Raw genomic sequence first — 20,181 nt, 5'->3', positions numbered from 1 at the left:
CTACGCCAATCCGGCCGCTACGGCCTTCTCCGTGGCGGCTCGTACCGCCGCTTCCTGCTCGGGCAGCAGCGGCACCCGGGGCGGGCGGCAGGGGCCGCCGTGGCGGCCGACGAGGTCCATGGACAGCTTGATGGCCTGCACGAACTCCACCCGCGAGTCCCACCGCAGCAGCGGGTGCAGCTGCCGGTACAGGGGAAGCGCGGTGTCCAGTTCGCCGTCGACGGCCGCGCGGTACAGCTCGACCGAGGCCCGGGGCAGGGCGTTCGGGTAGCCCGCCACCCAGCCCTTCGCGCCCGCGACGGCCAGCTCCAGCAGGACGTCGTCCGCCCCGATCAGCAGGTCCAGCTCCGGGGCGAGTTCGGCGATCCGGTAGGCCCGGCGGACGTCGCCGGAGAACTCCTTGACACCCCGGATGTACCCCTCGCCGTGCAGCCGGGCGAGCAGCTCCGGCACGAGGTCGACCTTGGTGTCGATGGGGTTGTTGTACGCGACGACCGGCAGGCCCGCCTTCGCGACCTCGGCGTAGTGGGCGAGGACGGAACGCTCGTCGGCGCGGTAGGCGTTCGGCGGCAGCAGCAACACCGCCCGGCAGCCCGCCTCGCCCGCCTGCTCGGCCCAGCGCCGGGACTCGGCGGACCCGTAGGCGGCGACGCCGGGCATGACGCGCTCTGCGCCGATCGCGGCGACGGCCGTCTCGACGACCCGGGCGCGCTCCTCGCGGGTGAGCACCTGGTATTCGCCGAGGGAGCCGTTCGGCACGACGCCGTCGCAGCCGTTCTCGACCAGCCAGGAGCAGTGCTCGGCGTACTTGTCGTAGTCGACGGAGAGGTCGTCGTCCAGCGGGAGCGCGGTGGCGACGAGGACGCCGCGCCAGGGGCGGTGGTCGGTCATGACAGTCCCTCCTGGGGGTGGTGCCGGGCGAGGACGCCGAGCGGCACGGGACGGGCGAACGGCCGTCTGGCAGGGGTGGGCGGGCACCCGGCGAGACCGGCGACCGCGGTGGAGCACATCCGGCCCTGGCACCAGCCCATCCCGGCCCGGGTCAGCAGCTTCACGGTGCGCTCGTCGCCCGCTCCGAGGTCCAGGGCGTCGCGCACGGCACCGGCGGTGACCTCCTCGCAGCGGCAGACCACGGTGTCGTCGGTGACCTGCTCGGGCCAGTGGGCGGGCGGCGCGCAGGCGGAGTCGAGGGCGGCGGCTGATCTCCTGAGCTTCGTCCGGGCCCTGACGGCGGCGGGGGCCGGGTCGGGGGCGGTGCCGCGCAGGCGGGCGGCGGCGGAGCAGCCGGCGATGTGGCCCTCGGCGAGGGCGAGGGCGGCGCCGCCGATGCCGGTGGCCTCCCCGGCCGCCCAGACACCGGGCACGTCGGTGCGCTGCTCGTCGTCGACGGCCACGGCGAGCCCGTCGAGGCGGCAGCCGAGGCCGTCGGCGAGGTCGGTGTGCGGGAGCATGCCGTGGCCGACGGCGAGGGTGTCACAGGGCAACTGCCGCCCGGTCCCGGGCCGGACCCGGCCGTCGGCGTCGAGGGCGGCGACGGTGACGCCGGTCAGCCGGTCGTCGCCGTGGGCGCGGACGACGGTGTGGCGGGTGAGGACCGGCACGCGGTGGCGCAGCAGCCGGGCGGCATATCCGGTGCCCTCGGGGAGCTTGTCGGCCAGGGCGGTGAGCCGGGCCGCGAGGCGTTCGGGATCGGTGGACTCCACCAGCGCGGCGACCTCGACCCCGGCGGCCGCGAGCCCGGTCGCCACGGGCAGCAGCAGCGGCCCCGACCCGGCCACGACGGCCCGGCGCCCCGGCACCACGAGCCCGCCCTTGAGCATGGCCTGGGCACCCCCGGCGGTGACCACGCCCGGAAGGGTCCAGCCGGGGAAGGGCAGCACCTGCTCGTAGCCGCCGGTGGCCAGGAGCACGGCACGGGCGTGCACCTCGGCCGGCTCCTCCTGCTCCGGCCCCAGCAGCGCGTGCACGGTGAAGCCGCCGGAGACGCGCTCCACGCACCACACATGGTGATCCGTCAGCACGCGGACGGCACTGGCGGCGAGCCCGTCCCGCAGCCGCTCCCAGGTCCGCCACCGGTGGTGCAGCGCCTCCGGCCGCCCGGCCCCGAGCCCGGCGGCGGGCTGCCGGTAGAACTGCCCGCCCGCCTCGGCCGCGGCATCGACCAGAGTGACCCGTACGCCCCGCGCGGAGGCCGCCAAGGCCGCGGCGAGGCCTGCCGGTCCGGCGCCGATCACGGCGAGGTCAGTCCGCACGGCGAACCTCCTCGCGGCCCGTCCCGACCTGCGTGCCGATCACGTCGCCCGGCCGCACCGGCACCAGGCAGGCCCGCTGGTTGGGCCGCCCGTTGACGGTCACCAGGCAGTCGAAGCAGACGCCGATCCCGCAGAACACGCCGCGGGGCCGGCCCTCGCCCCGGGTGGAGCGCCAGGAGGTGACGCCCGCCGCCCACAGCACGGCGGCGACCGTCTGCCCCGGCAGCGCCTCGACCGGCCGCCCGTCGAAGGTGACCGTGAAGGCGGGGCCGGGCCTGGCGCCCGCGAGTTCCAGCGGATTCACTCGGCCTCCTCGGTGAAGCGGTCGGGGCGGAACGGGCCGAGGTCCAGGTCGGGTGCCTGCCCGGTCAGCGCCTGGGCGATCAGGTGCCCGGTGCCGGTGGCCAGGCCGATGCCGGCGCCCTCGTGTCCGCAGGCGTGGTGGAGCCCGGGCGAGCGGGGGTCGGGGCCGATGGCGGGCAGGTGGTCCGGCAGATACGGCCGGAAACCCGCGTAGGTCCGCATGGCCCGCACGCCGGCGAGGAACGGGAAGAGCCGGGTCGCGCCCGCCGCCAGCGCCCGCAGCGCCGGGAGCGACAACGACCGGTCGAAGCCGACCCGTTCCCGGCTGGCGCCGATGAGGACGGGCCCGGCGGGCGTGCCCTCCACCACCGGGGAGGTCTGCAGCGCCGCCGAGTCGCTCGCGACGTCGGCCACGTAGTCGGCGGCGTACACCTTGTGCCGGACGCGGGGCGGCAGCGGCTCCGTGACCAGGACGAAGCCGCGTCGGGGCAGCACCGGCAGGTGGACTCCGGCGCGGGCCGCCACCTCGCCGCCCCAGGTGCCGGCCGCGTTGACGACCGCCGGGGCGTGGAGGTCGCCCTGGTCGGTCCGCACCCCGCGCACCGCGCCGCCGCTGCCCCGCAGCACCCCGGTCACCTCCCGGCCGGTGAGCAGCCGGGCGCCCGAGGCGCGCAGCAGGTGCGCCGCCGCCAGCGCGGGCATCACCTGGGCGTCCTGCGGGTAGTGCACACCGCCCGCGAGGCCGGGGGCCAGGTACGGCTCCAGGTCGGTGAGGCGGTCGGCGGGCACGGGGACGGCCTCCACCCCGGCCGCGCGCTGCCCGTCGGCGAGTTCCTCCAGCCCGGCCCGGGCCGCTTCACCGCCGGCGACGACGACACCGCCCTTGGCCTCGTACTCGACGGCCTTCCCCAGCCCCTCGCGGGCCAGTTCGGCCCACAGCCGGGCGGACAGCAGGGCCAGGTCGAGTTCGGGTCCGGGCTCCTTGTCCGAGACGAGGAGGTTCCCCTCCCCCGCGCCGGTCGTCCCACCGGCCACCGGGCCCCGGTCCACCACGACCGTGTCGAGGCCGGCTCGGGTCGCGTACAGGGCGCAGGCGGCACCGACGACTCCCGCTCCGATCACGATGACATCGCAGGTCAGCGGCGTGCTCACGCCAGTACTATGTCACACACCACATGGTCTGGGAATGGTGCGAGCACGGGCGGCGCGAGGGCCGGACAGGTTCAGTCGGCCGCCGGGACGACCCTGAGATGGGCGGCGCCGCGCCGCGTCCGGCGGTCGCGGGAGGGGGCGCGACGGGCCTCGCGCAGGACGAACGTGAGCCTGGTGCAGCCCAGTTCCTCCAGGGTCCTGGACGTCTCGGCGACGACCCGGCAGTCGGTGGCGCCCCAGCGCGGGTCCGGGTGCAGGAGAGGCCGTACGGCGCCGTCGAGTTCGACGGCCTCCTCGCCGACCGCGCGGATCCAGTGCGGCAGGCCGTGCCGGTAGGCGGCCTCCATGATCGGGTCCTGGGCGATGTCGCGGCGGATGGCCTGGAGCCCGTGGTCGGGGCCGTGGTCCTCCACGTCCCGGGCGAAGTGCGCGAGCATCGGCAGGCACCAGCTCGCCTCGTGCTCGCCGAGCACCGTGGGCGCGTCGGGGTGGAACAGCACGAACCTGAGGAAGTTGTCGCCCGGCATGGCCGTCGGGTGCGGGCCGACGCCGCCGAAAAGTGACCGGAACGCGCTGTTGGTGAGCACGACGTCCCAGCAGTGGTCGACGACGAGCGAGGGGAAGGAGACGGCCTCCAGAAGTCCGGCGCAGTCCTCCAGGTAGGCCTGGGCCCCGGGAGTCTCGGGGACGGGCCGCGGTGCCGGCCGCTGCCCTCCTGCCTGATATGCCATCGGGAGGTCACCCCTCTTGCCTGTGCGGCCTTGACGCGGCGCCCCGATCCTGCTGCCCGGAGCTGAGGCGTGTCAACTATCGTGGCATTTCATGCCTGTTGACGGCTGAAATTGGCCACAGTTGTGGCGAGACCTGGATGTGAGTTCGAGGCACCGGCTACGCTCCGGGAAGTTCACGCCGGGGTAAGTCACGGCATCCGCTTGTGAGAGGCCTGTGAGAGACGTAGGAGATCTGTCGGTGACGGGTGGCTTCGTCGAAGGTCCTGGCGCCACGCGGACGACCGTGCTGGCGGCCGTCGTCTCCCGCGTCACCGCGCTCGCCGACCGGCTCGGCGTGCCGCACGCCGAGGTCTTCGACACCGGCCGGCTGTCCGTCGCCTCCGGCGTCCCGGAGCCGGTGGTGAAGGCCCTGCTCGGGGGCCGGCCCGCGGGCGAGCCCGATGTGCAGGCCCGGTTCCTGCAGCGGCTCGACCTGCTGCGCCGGACCCGGCTCAAGCCCAACGGCCGCAAGTACACCCAGCAGGAGATCGCCGACGGCGCGGGCATGTCCCGGCAGCAGGCCGGGGCCCTCATCAACGGCGACCGGCGGCCGACCATGGAGCACTGCGACGCCCTCCAGCGGTTCTTCCGGGTGCACGCCGGGTTCCTCACGGCCGAGGATCCCGAGGCGCTCGTCACCGCCCTCCAGCACACCGAGCAGGAGCTGCTGCAGCAGCTCGCCGACCGCGAACGGGAGGCGTCCGCCGCGGCGGACGACCCGCTGGAGCGGCTGCTCCAGGACCACGGCGTGCGCGGCATCGCCTGGCGGGCCGCGCAGCTGCCCACCGACCAGCACCGCGACAAGGTGGCGGAGTGGCTGGACATGCTCCTGGAGAGCGTCAAGCGGCCCGAGTCGTGACCGTGGGGAGAACTGTGGGCATAGGTAAGGAAATGCGCCGCCTGTGCGGCGAACTGGTCGCGGAGCTGACCCTCCCCGCGCCGGCCCGGCCCGAGGAGCTGTACCGCGCGCTGTGCGACGCCATGAGCAGACGCCGCGGGCGCCCCGTCCTGTTCCGTACGGCCGCCTTCCCGCCCGGGACCGCCAGCGGGCTCTGGCTCGACATGGCCGAGCAGGACCTCGTCGTCATCGAGGAACGCACGGCCCCCGACCACCAGTTGGTGATCCTGGGCCACGAGCTGTGGCACATGAAGGCCGGACACTGCTCCCACCACGTGGAGGGCGCGTCGGTCGCGGCACGGCTGCTCGACGACGGCGCCGATCTCCAGGCGACCGTGCTGAAGGTGGCCGCGCGCAGCCGCTTCGACCTGGACGACGAGAAGGAGGCCGAGAGCTTCGGTCTGCTGCTCGCCAGCAAGTGCCGTGCGTGGCTGACGGGTTCGTCGTCGCGCGGCCCGGCGCGGCGGGACCATCTGGCGGGGCGGATCGAGGCGTCGCTGGGGTACCGGGGGCCGCAGAGCTGACGGGCCGCCGACCCCGCGTCACCGGGAGCGGTCCCGTCTGCGCCGAGCGGGCGAACCGAGGGCCGGCGGGGCCGGATTGTCAGTGGTGGGCGGCAAGCTGGAGGTGCGCCCCGGCTGTGCGGGGCGTGCGCGCCGCGAGGGCGCGGGACCGACGACGCGACACGGGGAGAGCCGACCGATGCCCACCGCCGTACTGACCGACCGCGAACGCACCGCCGTCCAGGCGTATCTGCGGCTGCTGCACACCGTCCGGGCCGCCTTCGACGTGGAGGGCGGCCCGCCGGTCGTCCCGCCCGCCGTGCTCGCCGACGCGGAACAGGCCCTCGACCGGGCCGGTCTGGCGGGCAACGAGGAGGCGTTCTTCCGGCTGTTGCAGACGTGGTGCCCGGAGCCCCGTCCCTGACCGGCGGCAAGGGCCTGCTGGGGGGACGGCCCTAGCCGTGCGGTACGGCGACCGCCGTCGCGACCAGGCCGCGGGCGGCGGTCCAGCGGCCGTCGAAGTGGCCGAGGCGGCGGTCGCCGACCAGCGGCCCGGGGACGAGGAGTTCGGCGCGGAAGCGGCCGTCCGGGGTGATCTCGATGTCGGCCTCCATGAAGTCCAGCCACTTCCCGGTGAGGGGGAACCACGCCTTGTAGACGGACTCCTTCGCGCTGAACAGCAGCCGGTCCCAGTGGACTCCGGGGTGTTCGGCCGCGAGCCGCCGCAGCCGCTCCGCCTCGGCCGGCAGGGACACGGACGGCAGGACACCCTCGGGCAGCGGCCCGTGGATCTCGGCGTCGATGCCGACGGAGGCCAGGTCGGCGGCGCGGACCAGGGCGGCGGCGCCGTAGCCGTCGCAGTGGGTCATGCTGCCGGCCAGCCCGGCCGGCCAGCCCGGGGCGCCGCGCTCACCGGGCAGGATCGGCTGTGGCGGCACGCCGAGCTTCTCCATGGCGCGGCGGGCGCAGGAGCGGACGACGGCGAACTCCCGGCGGCGCTTGGCGACCGCCCGCGCCATGAGCGCCTCCTCCTCGGGGTACAGCGGGGTGTCGGCACTCTCGTGGCCGTACGCCTCGACGGTGACCACGGTCTCCGGCAGCAGTTCCTCGATCACCGCTCCTCGCCCTCCCTCGGCAGGATGCGCCGCAGCCGCCCCGGCGGCCCGGGCCGCTTACGCCACTCACGGGGATAGCCCACCGAGACCTCCTCGAAGCGCACGCCCTCGTGGAAGGTGGTCCGGGGGATGTGCAGATGGCCGTAGACCATGGTGTGGACCGGGAACCTGCGGTGCCAGTCGGCGGTCAGGCCGGTGCCGCACCACATGGCGAACTCGGGGTGCCACAGGACGTCCATCGGGTGCCGGTCCAGCGGGTAGTGGTTGACGGGAATCACCGGCAGGTCCCCGGGCAGTTCGGCGAGCCTGCGTTCGGTCGCGGCGACGCGGGCGCGGCACCAGGCCTCCCGGCTCGGGTACGGGTCGGGGTGCAGCAGGTACTCGTCGCTGCACACGATCCCGGTGCCGTGGGCGTACTCGAGGCCCTGCTCCTTGGTGGTGCACCCGGCGGGCAGGAACGAGTAGTCGTACAGCAGGAACAGCGGGGCGACGGCGACGGGGCCGCCGGGGCCCTCCCAGACGGGGTAGGGGTCCTCCGGTGTCGTCACGCCGAGGTCCCGGCACAGCTCGACCAGGTACTCGTATCGGGCGACGCCGCGCAGGGTGACGGTGTCGCTCGGATGGGTCCACAGCTCGTGGTTCCCGGGCACCCAGACGACCTTGCGGAAACGCGCCGCGAGGGTCTTCAGGGCCCAGCGGATGTCGGCCACGGTCTCCGCGACGTCACCGGCGACGAGCAGCCAGTCCTCGTCCGTCCCGGGCCGCATCTCCTCGACCAGGGCGCGGTTCTCCGGGTAACCGATGTGCAGATCGCTGATGGCCAGCAGTTGTCCGGCACCACCGGCCGTCGACGTCACCTCTCGCCCCCTTCGCGCACACGAACTCCACTACGAGATCACATCCGCCGGGCGGGAACAAGGGCGTCCCCCGGGGACCGGGTGCGGAATCCGTAACCCGCGTGTTGCACGTGAAGCCCCGCCGAAGCCGTATGATCTGCCCCAACACCACCGCTGAGAACTTCCCTTCCACAGGGGCGGTTTGGTGTCCCTCCATACGTCCTGCCCGGGCACGGGCTGCTCAGCCCTGCCCGCGAACCGTGAAAGGCGGCCTGCATGGTCTCTCGCGTACGCGTCTGGCTCAACCGCACGTACGCGGAGAACGTGTTCTTCATGGATCAGCTGCGGAGAAATCCCAGCGACCGGGCCGTCGAGATCCATGCGACCCACGGTGACCCGGACTCGCCCGTGCTGGCCGCCGCCGACACCGCCGAGCTGGAACCCGAGAACCTCTCCCCCGCCGGGTACGTCGAGTACGCGCTGGACCAGTGCGCGCGGCGCGGCATCGACGTGTTCGTGCCCCGGCTGCACCAGTCGGCGATCGTCGCGCACCGCGCCGAGTTCGAGGCGGTCGGCACGGCGGTGCTGGCGCCGCCGCCCGAGGCGGTGGCCGTCTTCCAGGACAAGGTGATCGCCTACGAGGCGGTCCAGGCGATCGGCGTTCCGGTGCCGCCGTGGTGGCGGGTCCGATCGGGTGACGAACTGGTGGCCGCCGTCGAGGAGTTGGAGGCCGGCGGGTACAAGGCGTGCTTCAAGCCGGCGTCCGGGGCGGGCGGGGTGGGTTTCCGCGTGATCACCCGCACGCCGTTCTCGCTGATGCACCTGGGCGGTTTCCCGAGCCCGTACGTGCAGCTCGACCTGGTCGTGGAGGCGCTGCGGCGGGCCGAGGAGCCGGTCGACTGGCTGGTGATGCCGCGCCTGGAGCAGCCCGAGGTGTCGGTGGACTGCCTGACCGGTCCGGACAGCCGGGTCCGGCTGGCGGTGGGCCGCACCAAGAACGGCCGCCGCCGGGGCTTCACGCTGCACGAGCAGTGGCTGGACCCGGCGCGGCGGATCGCGGAGGGCTTCGGGCTGCACTACCTGTCCAACATCCAGTTCCGGATGTTCGGCGAGCAGCCGGTCCTGATGGACGTCAACACCCGCCCGGCCGGCGGGCTGCACCAGCTGTCGCTGTGCGGTGTCAACGCGCCCTGGGCGGCGGTGCAGCTGGCGCTCGGCGAGGACCCGGGCGAGATGGTCCCGCCGTTCCTGGGCCAGGACTACACGGTCGTGTCGGGGCCGCGTCCGCTGCGGCCGGTGTCGCTGCCCCAGCAGCGGCCGGAGGCGACGGAGCCGCTGCCGACGGTACCGGTCGACTCCGTCGAGGCCCCCGCACAGGCCACCACCGTCGAGGCCCTGCGGCTCTAGGTCGTGACGGGGCGGCGTCTCGTGGTGCAGCGGGTAGACCTACCCGTTTCTCGCACTTTCGTCAGAGGCGGCCGGCGCCGCGGTACAGCTCCAGTTCCCCTTCCAGTTCGACGGCCAGCACCGTGGCGTGCGGGTCGAGGTCGGTCGCGGCGGGAGGCTGGATCCAGAGGATGCCGGGGGTCTCGTGGAGGCCGCCGGTGACCTCGTGGGCGAGTTCCGTGCCGCTGCCCAGGACCGTGACGCGGCGGACCTCGCTGAGCAGGCCGCGGACGTTGATCTCGGCGCGCGGGGCGTCGAAGAGGATCAGGTAGAGGGTGCGGCGGTCCTGGGACAGGGTGCTCGGGCCGTAGTGGTGGCCCGGCGGGAGTCCCCGTCCGGTGCCGTACACGGCCTGCGCGTGCCGGGCGATCCAGGCGCCGAGGCCTTCCAGCCGTTCCCGCTGCTCCTCCGTGATCGTGCCGTCCTCGCGCGGGCCGACGCCGAGGAGCAGGTTGCCTCCGCCGCCGATGGTCTCGGTGAAGTAGCGGATGAGCTGGTCGACCGACTTGTGGTGGTGGTCGTGGTGCTGGTGGCCCCAGGAGTCGTTGATCGTGAGGCACAGCTCCCAGGGGCCCTCGGGCGGGACGACGGGGGCGCCTTGTTCCGGCGTCGCGTAGTCGCCCTCGCTCAGCATGCGGGCGTTGAAGACGACGTCCGGTACCTCGGAGCGGATGAGAGCGGCGAGTTCCCGGATGCGCCACTGCTCCTCGCTGCGGTCCCACTCGCCGTCGAACCACATCAGGTCCGGCTGGTAGCGCTGGGTCAGCTCGCGGATCTGGCCGTCGCGGTAGGCCAGGAAGCGTTCCCAGGCCTCGAGGTCCTCGTGCTCGGCCGCGACCTCCGAGTAGCGGTTGTCCTCCAGCTCCGGCGGGCGGCCCGGCTTGCGCGTGGAGGCGTAGTCGGGGTGGCTCCAGTCCGAGTGCGAGTAGTACAGGCCGACCTTGAGGCCCTGCTCGCGCAGGGCGTCCGCGTACCCGGCGATCAGGTCCCGGCCCACGTTCAGGTCGCCGTACGCGCTGTCCCACAGGGCGACGCCGTCGTGGTGGCGGCTGGTCAGCACGGCGTACTTCGCTCCGGCCCGCGCGAAGAGCTTCGCCCAGTCGCGCGGGTCGTAGCGGGCGGCCGTGAACCGCTGGAGCTGGGACATGTACCGGTCGTAGGGGACGATGTCGTCGTAGAACGACCAGGACTCCTGGACGCCGTCGACGGCGTAGACGCCCCAGTGGACGAAGATGCCGAGTTTGGCGTCCGTGAACCACGGTTGCACGGCCATGGAGGGTCAGCCCCTGCGCAGGCGGAGCGTCAGGATCTGGAAGGGCCGCAGCGTGACGGGGACACCTCCGTCGGCGATCTCCGCGTCCTCCAGCGGGCGCTCCAGCAGGTCGGTGATCTGGGCGCCGGCGAGCGGGAAGCCGGTGCGCAGGACGCCGGTGGCGCGGCCGCCGCGGGACTCGTAGAGCCGTACGACGACATCGCCGGAGGTGTCGTCGGCGAGCTTGACCGCCTCCACGGTCACGCCCTCGCCCTCGACGGAGACGACGGGTTCCGGGGCGCCTGCCGCGTCGGCCACCCGGAGCGGGAGGTTGAGGGCGTAGCCCTCGGCGACGGCGTCCTCGATGCTCGCGCCGGGCAGCAGCGCGTAGGTGAAGCGGTGGCGGCCCTGGTCGGCCTCGGGGTCCGGGATGCGCGGGGCGCGGACCAGGCTGAGGCGGACGGTGGTGGTGGTGCCGCCGTCCTCGCGGACCGTGCGGGAGACGTCGTGCCCGTAGGTGGAGTCGTTGATGACCGCGACGCCGTAGCCGGGTTCGCCGATGTGCACCCAGCGGTGGCCGGAGACCTCGAAGCGGGCCGCCTCCCAGCTGGTGTTGGTGTGGGTGGGGCGCTGGATGTGGCCGAACTGGATCTCGGCGGAGGAGTGCGGGGCGCGGATGTCGACCGGGAAGGCCGCCTTGAGGATCTTCTCGGTCTCGTGCCAGTCGATGTCGGTCTCGATGTCGATGCGGGGGCTGCCGGCGCGGACGGTGATCGTCTGGGTGATCTTCGAGCCCTTGCCGAAGTCCCGCTCGACGCGGATCGCGCCGAGAAGCGGGTCCTGCTCGACGACCGTGACGGACGAGGCGTCGAGGAGGTCGGTGTAGCGGTTCTTGTAGTGCTTGTCGATGTCCCAGGCGTCCCAGTAGTTGGGCAGGTCGGTGTGCAGGCGGAGCAGGTTGCCCGGCTCGGCGAGGACCTCGCGGCCGGCGCGCAGGTCGTACACCGAGGCCAGCGTGCCGTCCTCGGCGACCTCGACGCGGACCAGTCCGTTGTCGAGGGTCCGGCCGTTCACCGTCACCGGCTGCGGGGGCTCGGCGTCGGTGAGGGGCGCGGAGCCGCTCGCGGGCACCTGGACGTACACCGGTGCGCCGTCGGCGGTCTGGATCACTTCGGCGCGGTCGCAGGGGCTGGTGTTGAAGACGCGGGGCCCGCCGGTGCCGAGCGCGGCCATCGCCTCGGCCGTCAGGGCTTGGAGCTCGCGGGCGACGCGGGCGTACTCCGCCTCGGCCTCGCGGTGCACCCAGGCGATGGAGGAGCCGGGCAGGATGTCGTGGAACTGGTGCAGCAGCACCGTCTTCCAGAGCCGGTCCAGCTTCTCGTACGGGTAGGTATAGCCCGGCGCGTGCAGCGCGGCCGTGGTCGCCCACAGCTCCGCCTCGCGCAGGAGGTGCTCGGAGCGGCGGTTGCCCTGCTTGGTGCGGGCCTGGGAGGTGTAGGTGGCGCGGTGCAGCTCCAGGTACAGCTCACCGACCCACACGGGCGCGTCGGGGTACTCCTCGCGGGCCTTGGCGAAGAACTCGTCGGGGTGTTCGACGACGACCTTCGCGGAGCCCTCCAGGTCCGCCAGCCGGCGGGCGCGCTCCATGATCTCTCGGGTGGGGCCGCCACCGCCGTCGCCCCAGCCGAAGGGGGCCAGGGAGCGGGAGGCGCCGCCCTTCTCCTGGTAGTTGCGGACCGCGCGGGACATCTCCTCGCCGCTGAAACGGGCGTTGTAGGTGTCGACCGGCGGGAAGTGCGTGAAGATGCGGGTGCCGTCGATGCCCTCCCACCAGAAGGTGTGGTGGGGGAACTTGTTGGTCTGGTTCCAGGAGATCTTCTGGGTGAGGAACCACTCGTTGCCGGCGAGCTTGGCGATCTGCGGGTAGGCCGCGTTGTAGCCGAAGGAGTCCGGCAGCCAGACGCCCTTGGTCTCGATGCCGAAGTGGTCCATGAAGAACCGCTTGCCGTGGACGAACTGGCGGGCGACGGCCTCGCCGCCGGGCAGGTTGCCGTCGGACTCGACCCACATGCCGCCGACCGGCGCCCACTGGCCGTTCTTGACCGACTCCTGGATGCGAGCCCAGACCTTCGGGTAGTTGTCGCGGACCCATTCGTACTGCTGGGCCTGGGAGCAGGCGAAGATGAAGTCGTCGTACTCGTCGGCGAGGGACGTGACGTTGGAGAACGTGCGGGACGTCTTGCGCTTGGTCTCGCGGATCGGCCACAGCCAGGCCGAGTCGATGTGGGCGTGGCCGACGCCGGAGATCGTGTGCGCGCTGGCGTGCGCGGGCTTGGACAGCACCGGCTTCAGCGCCTCGCGCACGGCGGCGGCCGAGCCGGAGACGTCGTCCAGGTCGAGCAGGTCCATGGCCCGGTCGAGGGCGTGCGCGATCTCGTGGCGGCGCGGGTCGTGCTCGCCGAGTTCCAGCATCAGCTCGCGCAGCACCTGCACGTCGAGGTCGAGGTGCCAGACCTCCTCGTCGAGGACGGCGAGGTCGGCGCTGCGGAAGGTGTAGAGGGGCTTGTCGCCCGCGGTCAGCTTGTCGCCGAGGGGCGTGACCTTGGAGAAGTTGTCGGCGAGGATGTCCGGGTTGGAGGCGGCCTCGACCAGGTAGTCGACCGTCTCGCCGCCGGTCGCCGGGTTGGCGATGGGGACGTACTGGTTGAGCGGGTTCACCGCCTTGAGCGGGGTGCCGTCCGTGAGGTGGACGAGGGCCTCGGCCTGGTTGCCGGGCCAGTCGCCGACGAAGCCGAGGTCGATGACGGCCTCGACGCGCTTGCCGGCCCAGTCCGCGGGGACCTGTCCGCGCATGCGGAACCAGGTGGTGCCCCAGGGCGGGCCCCACGGGGTGCCCATCGCGAACGGCTCGTAGGAGGCGGCGGCCGCCTCCTCGAAGGGAACCGGCTCCCCGGGAGCCTGCCACGCCTCCACCTCGAAGGGGACGGTGGCCGCGTAGACCGCGGTCTTGATGCGCTGGTCGTGGAGGCGCTGCACGCGCTCTTCGATCCGGCGGCTTTCGTCATGCATGGGACAGGTCTCCTGAGGACTTCCTGGGGCTCTACTTGAGGTAGGCGAGGCCGGGGTGGACGGCGGTGTACCCGTCGACGAGGCGCCGGGCCACGTTGACGGAGTCGACGAGCGGGTGCAGGGCAAAGGCTTTCACAGCACTCGCGCGGGAGCCGGAGTCGGCTGCGGCCAGCACCTCGCGCTCGACCGCCTTGACCGCGCAGACCAGGCCGGTGGCGTGGTCGGGCAGCGGGTCGACGGTGACGGGGTGGGCGCCGTTGGCGTCGACGAGGCAGGGGACCTCGATGACGGCGTCCGTGTCCAGCACCGACAGCGTGTGCTGGTTGCGGACGTTGAGGATCAGGGTGGTGCGCTCGTCCCGGGCGATGGCCCGCATCAGGGCGAGGGCGACCTTCTCGTAGCCGCCGGACAGGTCGTCCTCGTCGCGTTCGCCGGCGCCCGCGGTCTCCCGGTTCTCGGCCATGTAGGTGGCCTCGCGCTCGGCGCGGGTGTCGTCCCAGACCTTCCACGCGGGGGCTTCGGGGTTGCGCATCTCGGCGTAGAAGCGGGCCTGCTGCTCGTGCAGGAAGGCACCGCGGGTCTTCTCGGCCTGCTGGTAGGCGCGGACGGCCTCGCGGTTGAAGTAGTAGTAGTGCAGGTATTCGTTCGGGATCGCCCCGAGGGACCGCAGCCAGTCGGTGCCGAAGAGCTTGCCCTCCTCGAAGGAGCCGAGCAGGTCGGGGTCGGCGAGCAGGCGCGGGAGCTCGTCGCGGCCGGCGACGCGCAGGCCGCGCACCCAGCCGAGGTGGTTGAGGCCGACGTAGTCGATCCACGCCTCCTTGGGGTTCGCGCCGAGCACGCGGGCGATGCGGCGGCCGAGGCCGACCGGGGAGTCGCAGATGCCGATGACGCGGTCGCCGAGGTGGCGGGACATGGCCTCGGTGACCAGCCCGGCCGGGTTGGTGAAGTTGATGACCCACGCCTCGGGCGCGAGCCGGGCCACCCGCCGGGCGATGTCGACGGCGACCGGGACCGTGCGCAGGCCGTAGGCGATGCCGCCGGCGCCGACCGTCTCCTGGCCGAGGACGCCCTCCGCCAGGGCCACCCGCTCGTCGTTCGCACGGCCCTCCAGGCCGCCGACGCGGATCGCGGAGAACACGAAGTCGGCGCCGCGCAGCGCCTCGTCGAGGTCGGTGGTGGCTCTCACCTCGGGCGCGTCGGGGACACCGGCCGCCTGCTCGGCGAGGACCCGCGTCACCGCCGAGAGCCGGCCGGCGTCCAGGTCGTGCAGGACGACGTGGGTCACCCGGCCCTCGGCGTGGTCCGCCAGGAGCGCCCCGTACACCAGTGGCACGCGGAATCCTCCGCCGCCCAGAATCGTCAGCCTCACGCTTGCACCTTTCCCGCCACGACGACCTCGACGCCCGCCTCCTGCAAGGAGGCCCGCGTCACCGTGTCGACCGGCTCGTTCGTCACCACCACGTCCAGGTCCTCGGGACCGCAGACCTTCGCCATGCCGTGCCCCGGGAACTTCGCCGCGTCGGCGAGCAGCACGACCTTCTCACCGGCCTTGATCATGGCGCGCTTGACCGGCACCTCCACGACCGTGGTGTCCATGACCTGCCCGCCGGGCCGCACACCGCTGGTGCCGAGGAAGAGCCAGTCGGCGTGCAGCTGGCGCAGGTTGTCCTCGGTGAGGAAACCGACCAGGGAGCGGTACTCGCGGCGGACCATGCCGCCGAGCAGGACCAGCTCGATGCCCTCGTCGTCGGCGAGCTCCTCGTAGACCACCAGGTTGCTGGTGATCACGGTGAGGCGGCGGCCGTGCAGCTGCCGGGCCAGCCGGAAGGCGGTCGTGCCGATGTCCAGCAGCACCGACTGACCATCCGTGATCATCTCGGCGGCGCGCGCGGCTATCGCGTCCTTCTCGGCCACGCGCACCTCGGCGACCTCGGCGAAGGGCTGGTCGCCCTCCTCGACCACGGCCCCGCCGTGGACCCGCGTCAGCAGGCCGTCCTCCTCGAGTTTCACCAGGTCACGCCTGATGGTGGCCGGGCTCACACCCAGCTGCTCGGAGAGGTCGGTCACAGCTGCGGGGCCGCCGGAGCGCAGGGCCCGCAGGATGAGTTGGTGTCGTCGTTCTGCCAGCACGCGGTGCACACTACTCGTCATCTTCAATCAATGCCATGCTCATTTCTGCTCGGGTATTGACCAATCTCTCCGATCGGCGCACGATTCCGCTCACCGAAATGAAGAGTTTTGACGATCTCCGTCGAGGCCCCGAGCGAGAGGACGCATCCGTGGACGACGACCGGCCCGATGTGCTGCTGACCGGGCTGCTCTTCTACGACCTCGTCCTCACGGGGCTCGGAAAGCCGCCCACGCCGGGCGAGGAGATCTGGACCAGGGGCATGGGCTGCGGCCCGGGCGGCATCGCGAACCTCGCGGTGGCCGCCTCCCGGTTCGGCCTGCAGACCTCCCTCGCCACGGTGTTCGGCGACGACTTCTACGGCGAGCACTGCCGCGACGTCCTGTGCGACCAGGAAGGCGTCGACCTCTCGCTCTCCCGCACGGCGGACGACTGGCCGACCCCGGTCACCGTCTCCGTCGCCTACGGCCAGGACCGGGCCCTGCTCACCCACGGGCAGGAGCCGCCGTACTCGCAGGACGTGCTGGTGGGCGACCCGCCCGAGGCGCGGACCGCCCTGGTGCACCTGGAGGCCGAGCCCCGCGAGTGGCTCGCCAAGTCCGCCGCGAACGGCACCCTGATCTACGCCGACGTCGGCTGGGACCCCACCCAGGAGTGGTCGACGGCCCTCCTGGAGCAGCTGGCCCTGTGCCACGCCTTCCTCCCGAACGAGGCCGAGGCGATGGCCTACACCCGCACCGACAGCGCGGTGGCCGCGCTCGGCACCCTCTCCGAGCTGGTGCCCGTCGCCGTGGTGACGCGGGGCGGGGACGGCGCCGTCGCCGTCGACCAGATCACCGGCGAGTACGCGGAGGTCCCGGCCCTGGACACCGACGTCCTGGACGCGACGGGCGCCGGGGACGTCTTCGGCGCGAGTTTCGTCGCGGCCTCGCTCGGCGGCTGGCCGCTGGCGGAGCGGCTGCGGTTCGCGGTGCTCGCCGCCGGGCTGTCCGTCCGGCACCACGGCGGGGCCCTCGCGGCCCCCGGCTGGTACGGCGTCGACCGCTGGTGGCGCTCGCTGACGGACCCCGGCCTCCGGCAGGCGTACGGCTTCCTGGCCGACCGCATCCCGGCCAACGTCGGCCCTCCGGTGCGCCACGCGCCCGTCACCCCGCCGGCCCCCCTCATGCCCGTAGGTCCGGGCGCCTCCGAACGGCGGCACTGACCCCCGATTCCCTCAGCACGTCGAACAGCAACAACAGGAGTGACCCGTGGACCTTTCCCGTAGAGGCTTCCTCCAGGCCGCCGCGCTCACGGCGGCAGCCTCCGGCCTGACCGTCGCATGCGGCAACGGATCGGGCTCGGCCGGCAGCAAGAACGGCAAGAACCTCACCATGTGGTACTGGGGCGGCGCGCTCAGCGACAAGGTGGTCGCCGAGGCGAAGACGCACTTCAGCAAGGACGTGAAGCTGACCGTCGCCTCCATCGGCGGCGACTTCAAGTCGAAGCTCACCACCACCCTCGCGGCCGGCACCTCCGTGCCCGACATCACCGGCATCAAGGGCGAGGACATGGCGGCCTTCCTGCCCAACGCGAACCGCTTCCTCGACCTGAACGACCTGGGCTTCAAGGAGGTCTCGTCCAAGTACCTGGACTGGAAGACCAAGCTCGCCCGGACCGAGGACGGCAAGCAGATCGGCTTCCCGATCGACATCGGCCCCACCGCGCTCTTCTACCGCGCGGACCTGTTCGACAAGGCCGGGCTGCCCACCGACCCCGACAAGGTCGCCGCCCGGGCCGGGACCTGGGAGGAGTACTTCGCGCTCGGCACCGAGCTGAGGAAGAAGCTGCCCGGCACCTACCTGGTCAACAACATCAGCTCGGTGTTCACCATGGCGGTCGGGCAGGGTACCGAGCGGTTCATCGACCGGGACAACCGCTTCATCGGCGACCAGGACCACATCCGCGCCGCGTGGAACACGGCGATCCGCCCCTACACCCTCGGCCTCGACGCCAAGATCAACGACAACAGCTGGAACGCCGCCATCGGCAAGAGCCTGACCACCGAACTCGGCGCGGCCTGGCACGCGCTGGACATCGAGCAGGCCGCCCCGAACACCAAGGGCAAGTGGCGGGTCTGCGCGATGCCCGGCGGACCGGCCAACCAGGGCGGCTCCTACCTGGCCCTGCCCAAGCAGTGCCGGAACCCCGAAGAGGCATTCAAGATCATCAGCTGGATCCTCAGCCCGGAGAACGACGCCCGCGGCTTCGCCGACGCCGCGATCTTCCCCGCCGCGCCGGCCGCGTACTCCATGCCGGCCATGACGGGCGGCGACCCCTTCTTCGGCGGTCAGAAGGTCATCGAGGTCTTCGGCCCGGCCGCCAAGGCCATCCCGGCCGCCTACGAGGCACCCGCCGACGCCGCCGTCATGGCCCCCTTCATGACCGCGCTGACCAGTATCGAGGCCAAGGGCGTGAAGCCCGACGACGCCTGGAAGGACGCGGTCGCCCAGGCCAAGCAGATCGCCCGGCGACAGGGGGTGAAGTAGGTGTCGTCCCCTCCGGTCACCGGCCCCGCCGCGGTGCCACGGCACCTGGGCGGGCCGGGCCCGGCCCGCTTCCGCCCGCGGCGCACACCACCCGCGGGCGCCGTGCGGCCGACGCGTCGCCGGGTGCTGTCCTACTGGCGGCAGTACCTGGCGATCTCGCCCTTCTTCCTGATCTTCCTCACCTTCTCGTTCTTCCCGGTCTTCTACTCGCTGTACCTGGCCTTCCAGCGCTGGGACGGCATGGGCACCATGCAGTTCGTGGGGCTGGACCAGTTCCGGTTCCTGTGGGACGACCCGGTCTTCTGGATGTCGATCCGCAACACCCTGGTGATCTGGGTGCTGTCCACCGTTCCCACGCTGTTCGGCGCCCTGGTGCTGGCGACGCTGCTGCATTCGGTGCGGCGCTTCAAGGGCTTCTACCGCATCGCCCTGTACGTCCCGAACGTCACCTCGATCGTCGCCGTGTCGATCTTCTTCGGCGCGGTGTTCAGCAACAACTTCGGCCTGGTCAACGCGATCCTGGGCATGGTCGGCATCTCGCCGGTCCCATGGCTGAGCAATCCGTGGCTGATCAAGCTGGTCATCGCGCTGCTGATGACCTGGATGTGGACCGGCTACAACATGATCATCTACCTGGCCGGTCTCCAGGCCATCCCGACCCAGATCTACGAGGCGGCCAAGCTGGACGGCGCCGGGCCGATCCGCACGTTCTTCCAGATCACCATGCCGATCATGCGGCCCATCATCCTGTTCACGGTCGTCATCTCGACCATCAACGGCCTGCAGAGCTTCAGCGAACCCCAGGTCCTGTTCGGCAGCAACGCCGCCAACCCCAACCTCGGCGGCCCCGGCCAGGCAGGTCTGACCACGCTGCTGTACTTCTACCAGTCCGCTTTCGTCAACAACGACTACGGCTACGGCGCGGCCATCGTGTGGGCCTTCTTCGTCCTGATCCTGGTCATGGTCGTCATCAACTGGCGCGTAGTGCAGCGCGGGAGGAAGTCATGACCGCGGCGGTCACCAGGCGGTCCCGGCGCCCCAAGGGCCTGACCGCGCACATCGTCCTCGCCCTGGCCGTCCTGATCTCGGTCTTCCCGTTCGTGTGGACGATCGTCATGGCGACGAACACCACCGAGGACATCTACAAGAGCCCGCCGAAGCTGACCTTCGGATCCCACCTGCTGGAGAACGTCCGGCACGTGCTCGACACCATCGACTTCTTCGGGTCGATGCTGAACACGATCGTCGTCGCGTCGGTCACCACCGTGCTGGTGCTGTTCATCGACTCGCTGGCGGCCTTCGCCTTCGCCAAGTTCGACTTCCCCGGGCGCCGGGTGCTGTTCGCGACGCTGCTGGGCTTCATGATGCTGCCGCTCCAGCTGGCCGTCCTGCCGCAGTTCATCCTCATGTCCGACATCGGCTGGGTCGGCACCCTCAAGGCACTCGTCCCGCCCGCCCTCGCCAACGCGTTCGGCATCTTCTGGCTGCGCCAGTACATCGAGAACGGTGTGCCGGACGAACTCCTCGACGCCGCGCGCATCGACGGCGCCGGGTTCTTCCGCCAGTACTGGAACATCGTGCTGCCGATGATCAAGCCGGCGCTGTCCTTCCTGGCCATCTACGCCTTCGTCGGCGCCTGGAACGACTACATCTGGCCGCTGGTCGTGCTCACCGACCCGAGCCACCTCACCCTCCAGGTGGCGCTCGCCCAGCTCCACGTCGGCCACACCACCGACTACAGCATGGTCATGGCCGGCGTCCTCATGGCATCCGTCCCCCTGGTCGTGGTCTTCACGATCTTCGCCCGGGGCTTCATCGCGGGCGCGACGGAGGGAGCGGTGCAAGGCAGCTGAACCGGTGGACTTTTCACACGCCCAGAAGGACGGCGCCCCGAAAGGGGCGCGGGGAACTGCGCGACGAGCCACGACG

At 72.1% G+C, this 20,181-nt stretch carries 19 protein-coding genes; 8 read left to right on the top strand and 11 right to left on the bottom strand.

Annotated features, from left to right (window positions below; all coding sequences use genetic code 11):
• From ABZ386_RS10855 to ABZ386_RS10835, 5 genes are all read right to left on the bottom strand, one after another.
• The gene (locus ABZ386_RS10855; protein WP_358964599.1) at positions 1-891 is read right to left on the bottom strand and encodes a dihydrodipicolinate synthase family protein; all 891 of its coding nucleotides are present in this window, start codon (positions 889-891) and stop codon (positions 1-3) included.
• Complete coding sequence (locus tag ABZ386_RS10850) at positions 888-2,252, bottom strand: NAD(P)/FAD-dependent oxidoreductase (protein WP_356501679.1); 1,365 nt, start codon at positions 2,250-2,252, stop codon at positions 888-890. The genes ABZ386_RS10855 and ABZ386_RS10850 overlap by 4 nt, the downstream gene beginning before the upstream one ends.
• On the bottom strand, positions 2,242-2,556 hold the full coding sequence (locus ABZ386_RS10845) for a (2Fe-2S)-binding protein (RefSeq protein WP_351333994.1): 315 nt from the start codon (positions 2,554-2,556) through the stop codon (positions 2,242-2,244). The genes ABZ386_RS10850 and ABZ386_RS10845 overlap by 11 nt, the downstream gene beginning before the upstream one ends.
• Positions 2,553-3,707, bottom strand: a complete 1,155-nt coding sequence (locus tag ABZ386_RS10840; protein ID WP_358964598.1) for an FAD-binding oxidoreductase — start codon at positions 3,705-3,707, stop codon at positions 2,553-2,555. The genes ABZ386_RS10845 and ABZ386_RS10840 overlap by 4 nt, the downstream gene beginning before the upstream one ends.
• 71 nt (positions 3,708-3,778) lie before the next feature.
• Positions 3,779-4,438, bottom strand: a complete 660-nt coding sequence (locus ABZ386_RS10835; protein WP_358964597.1) for a hypothetical protein — start codon at positions 4,436-4,438, stop codon at positions 3,779-3,781.
• Positions 4,439-4,676: 238 nt separating this feature from the next.
• On the opposite strand from ABZ386_RS10835, the gene ABZ386_RS10830 reads away from it, so the two are divergent.
• The 3 genes from ABZ386_RS10830 to ABZ386_RS10820 all read left to right on the top strand — a co-directional run bounded on the left by ABZ386_RS10830 (position 4,677) and on the right by ABZ386_RS10820 (position 6,302).
• Entirely contained in the window at positions 4,677-5,336 is a 660-nt protein-coding gene (locus ABZ386_RS10830) for a helix-turn-helix transcriptional regulator (protein ID WP_114256478.1), read from the top strand.
• 32 nt (positions 5,337-5,368) lie between these two features.
• On the top strand, positions 5,369-5,899 hold the full coding sequence (locus ABZ386_RS10825) for a toxin-antitoxin system, toxin component (RefSeq protein ID WP_351334228.1): 531 nt from the start codon (positions 5,369-5,371) through the stop codon (positions 5,897-5,899).
• Positions 5,900-6,077: 178 nt separating this feature from the next.
• On the top strand, positions 6,078-6,302 hold the full coding sequence (locus ABZ386_RS10820) for a hypothetical protein (protein ID WP_114256476.1): 225 nt from the start codon (positions 6,078-6,080) through the stop codon (positions 6,300-6,302).
• 31 nt (positions 6,303-6,333) lie between these two features.
• On the opposite strand, the gene ABZ386_RS10815 is transcribed toward ABZ386_RS10820, so the two are convergent.
• A complete protein-coding gene (locus ABZ386_RS10815) occupies positions 6,334-6,993 on the bottom strand; it encodes a 4'-phosphopantetheinyl transferase superfamily protein (protein WP_356501673.1) in 660 nt (219 codons plus the stop codon).
• Positions 6,990-7,850 (bottom strand): metallophosphoesterase, encoded by an 861-nt coding sequence (locus ABZ386_RS10810; RefSeq protein WP_356501671.1) that lies wholly within the window; start codon positions 7,848-7,850, stop codon positions 6,990-6,992. Before ABZ386_RS10810 ends, ABZ386_RS10815 begins: the two co-directional genes overlap by 4 nt.
• Positions 7,851-8,105: 255 nt before the next feature.
• Between ABZ386_RS10810 and ABZ386_RS10805 the strand changes: the two genes are divergently transcribed.
• Positions 8,106-9,236: an ATP-grasp domain-containing protein gene (locus tag ABZ386_RS10805; protein WP_358964595.1), complete on the top strand. Its 1,131-nt coding sequence runs from the start codon at positions 8,106-8,108 to the stop codon at positions 9,234-9,236.
• 61 nt (positions 9,237-9,297) lie between these two features.
• On the opposite strand, the gene ABZ386_RS10800 is transcribed toward ABZ386_RS10805, so the two are convergent.
• From ABZ386_RS10800 to ABZ386_RS10785, 4 genes are read right to left on the bottom strand one after another with little or no spacing between them, the layout of a single operon-like run.
• Complete coding sequence (locus ABZ386_RS10800) at positions 9,298-10,548, bottom strand: alpha-L-fucosidase (RefSeq protein WP_358964593.1); 1,251 nt, start codon at positions 10,546-10,548, stop codon at positions 9,298-9,300.
• A 6-nt stretch (positions 10,549-10,554) separates the two neighbouring features.
• Positions 10,555-13,596, bottom strand: coding sequence for a glycoside hydrolase family 38 C-terminal domain-containing protein (locus ABZ386_RS10795; protein WP_358964591.1), 3,042 nt, complete (start codon positions 13,594-13,596; stop codon positions 10,555-10,557).
• Between the two features lie 31 nt (positions 13,597-13,627).
• Positions 13,628-14,965: a 6-phospho-beta-glucosidase gene (locus ABZ386_RS10790; protein WP_351334021.1), complete on the bottom strand. Its 1,338-nt coding sequence runs from the start codon at positions 14,963-14,965 to the stop codon at positions 13,628-13,630.
• Complete coding sequence (locus tag ABZ386_RS10785) at positions 14,962-15,726, bottom strand: DeoR/GlpR family DNA-binding transcription regulator (protein WP_351334023.1); 765 nt, start codon at positions 15,724-15,726, stop codon at positions 14,962-14,964. The genes ABZ386_RS10790 and ABZ386_RS10785 overlap by 4 nt, the downstream gene beginning before the upstream one ends.
• 149 nt (positions 15,727-15,875) lie before the next feature.
• Here ABZ386_RS10785 and ABZ386_RS10780 point away from each other — a divergent pair, with 149 nt between their 5' ends.
• The 4 genes from ABZ386_RS10780 (at position 15,876) to ABZ386_RS10765 (ending at position 20,105) form a co-directional block, all read left to right on the top strand.
• Positions 15,876-16,928: a carbohydrate kinase family protein gene (locus tag ABZ386_RS10780; RefSeq protein ID WP_351334025.1), complete on the top strand. Its 1,053-nt coding sequence runs from the start codon at positions 15,876-15,878 to the stop codon at positions 16,926-16,928.
• A gap of 46 nt (positions 16,929-16,974) precedes the next feature.
• Entirely contained in the window at positions 16,975-18,252 is a 1,278-nt protein-coding gene (locus tag ABZ386_RS10775) for an extracellular solute-binding protein (RefSeq protein ID WP_351334028.1), read from the top strand.
• Positions 18,253-18,375: 123 nt separating this feature from the next.
• Positions 18,376-19,260, top strand: coding sequence for a sugar ABC transporter permease (locus ABZ386_RS10770; RefSeq protein ID WP_351334230.1), 885 nt, complete (start codon positions 18,376-18,378; stop codon positions 19,258-19,260).
• The gene (locus ABZ386_RS10765) at positions 19,257-20,105 is read left to right on the top strand and encodes a carbohydrate ABC transporter permease (protein WP_351334031.1); all 849 of its coding nucleotides are present in this window, start codon (positions 19,257-19,259) and stop codon (positions 20,103-20,105) included. Before ABZ386_RS10770 ends, ABZ386_RS10765 begins: the two co-directional genes overlap by 4 nt.
• Positions 20,106-20,181 lie beyond the last annotated feature (76 nt).

The organism is Streptomyces sp. NPDC006140, assembly GCF_040628815.1.
Lineage (GTDB): Bacteria > Actinomycetota > Actinomycetes > Streptomycetales > Streptomycetaceae > Streptomyces.
The sequence above is the reverse complement of the archived record's forward strand: the minus strand, read 5'-3'. Positions and strand labels throughout refer to the sequence as shown.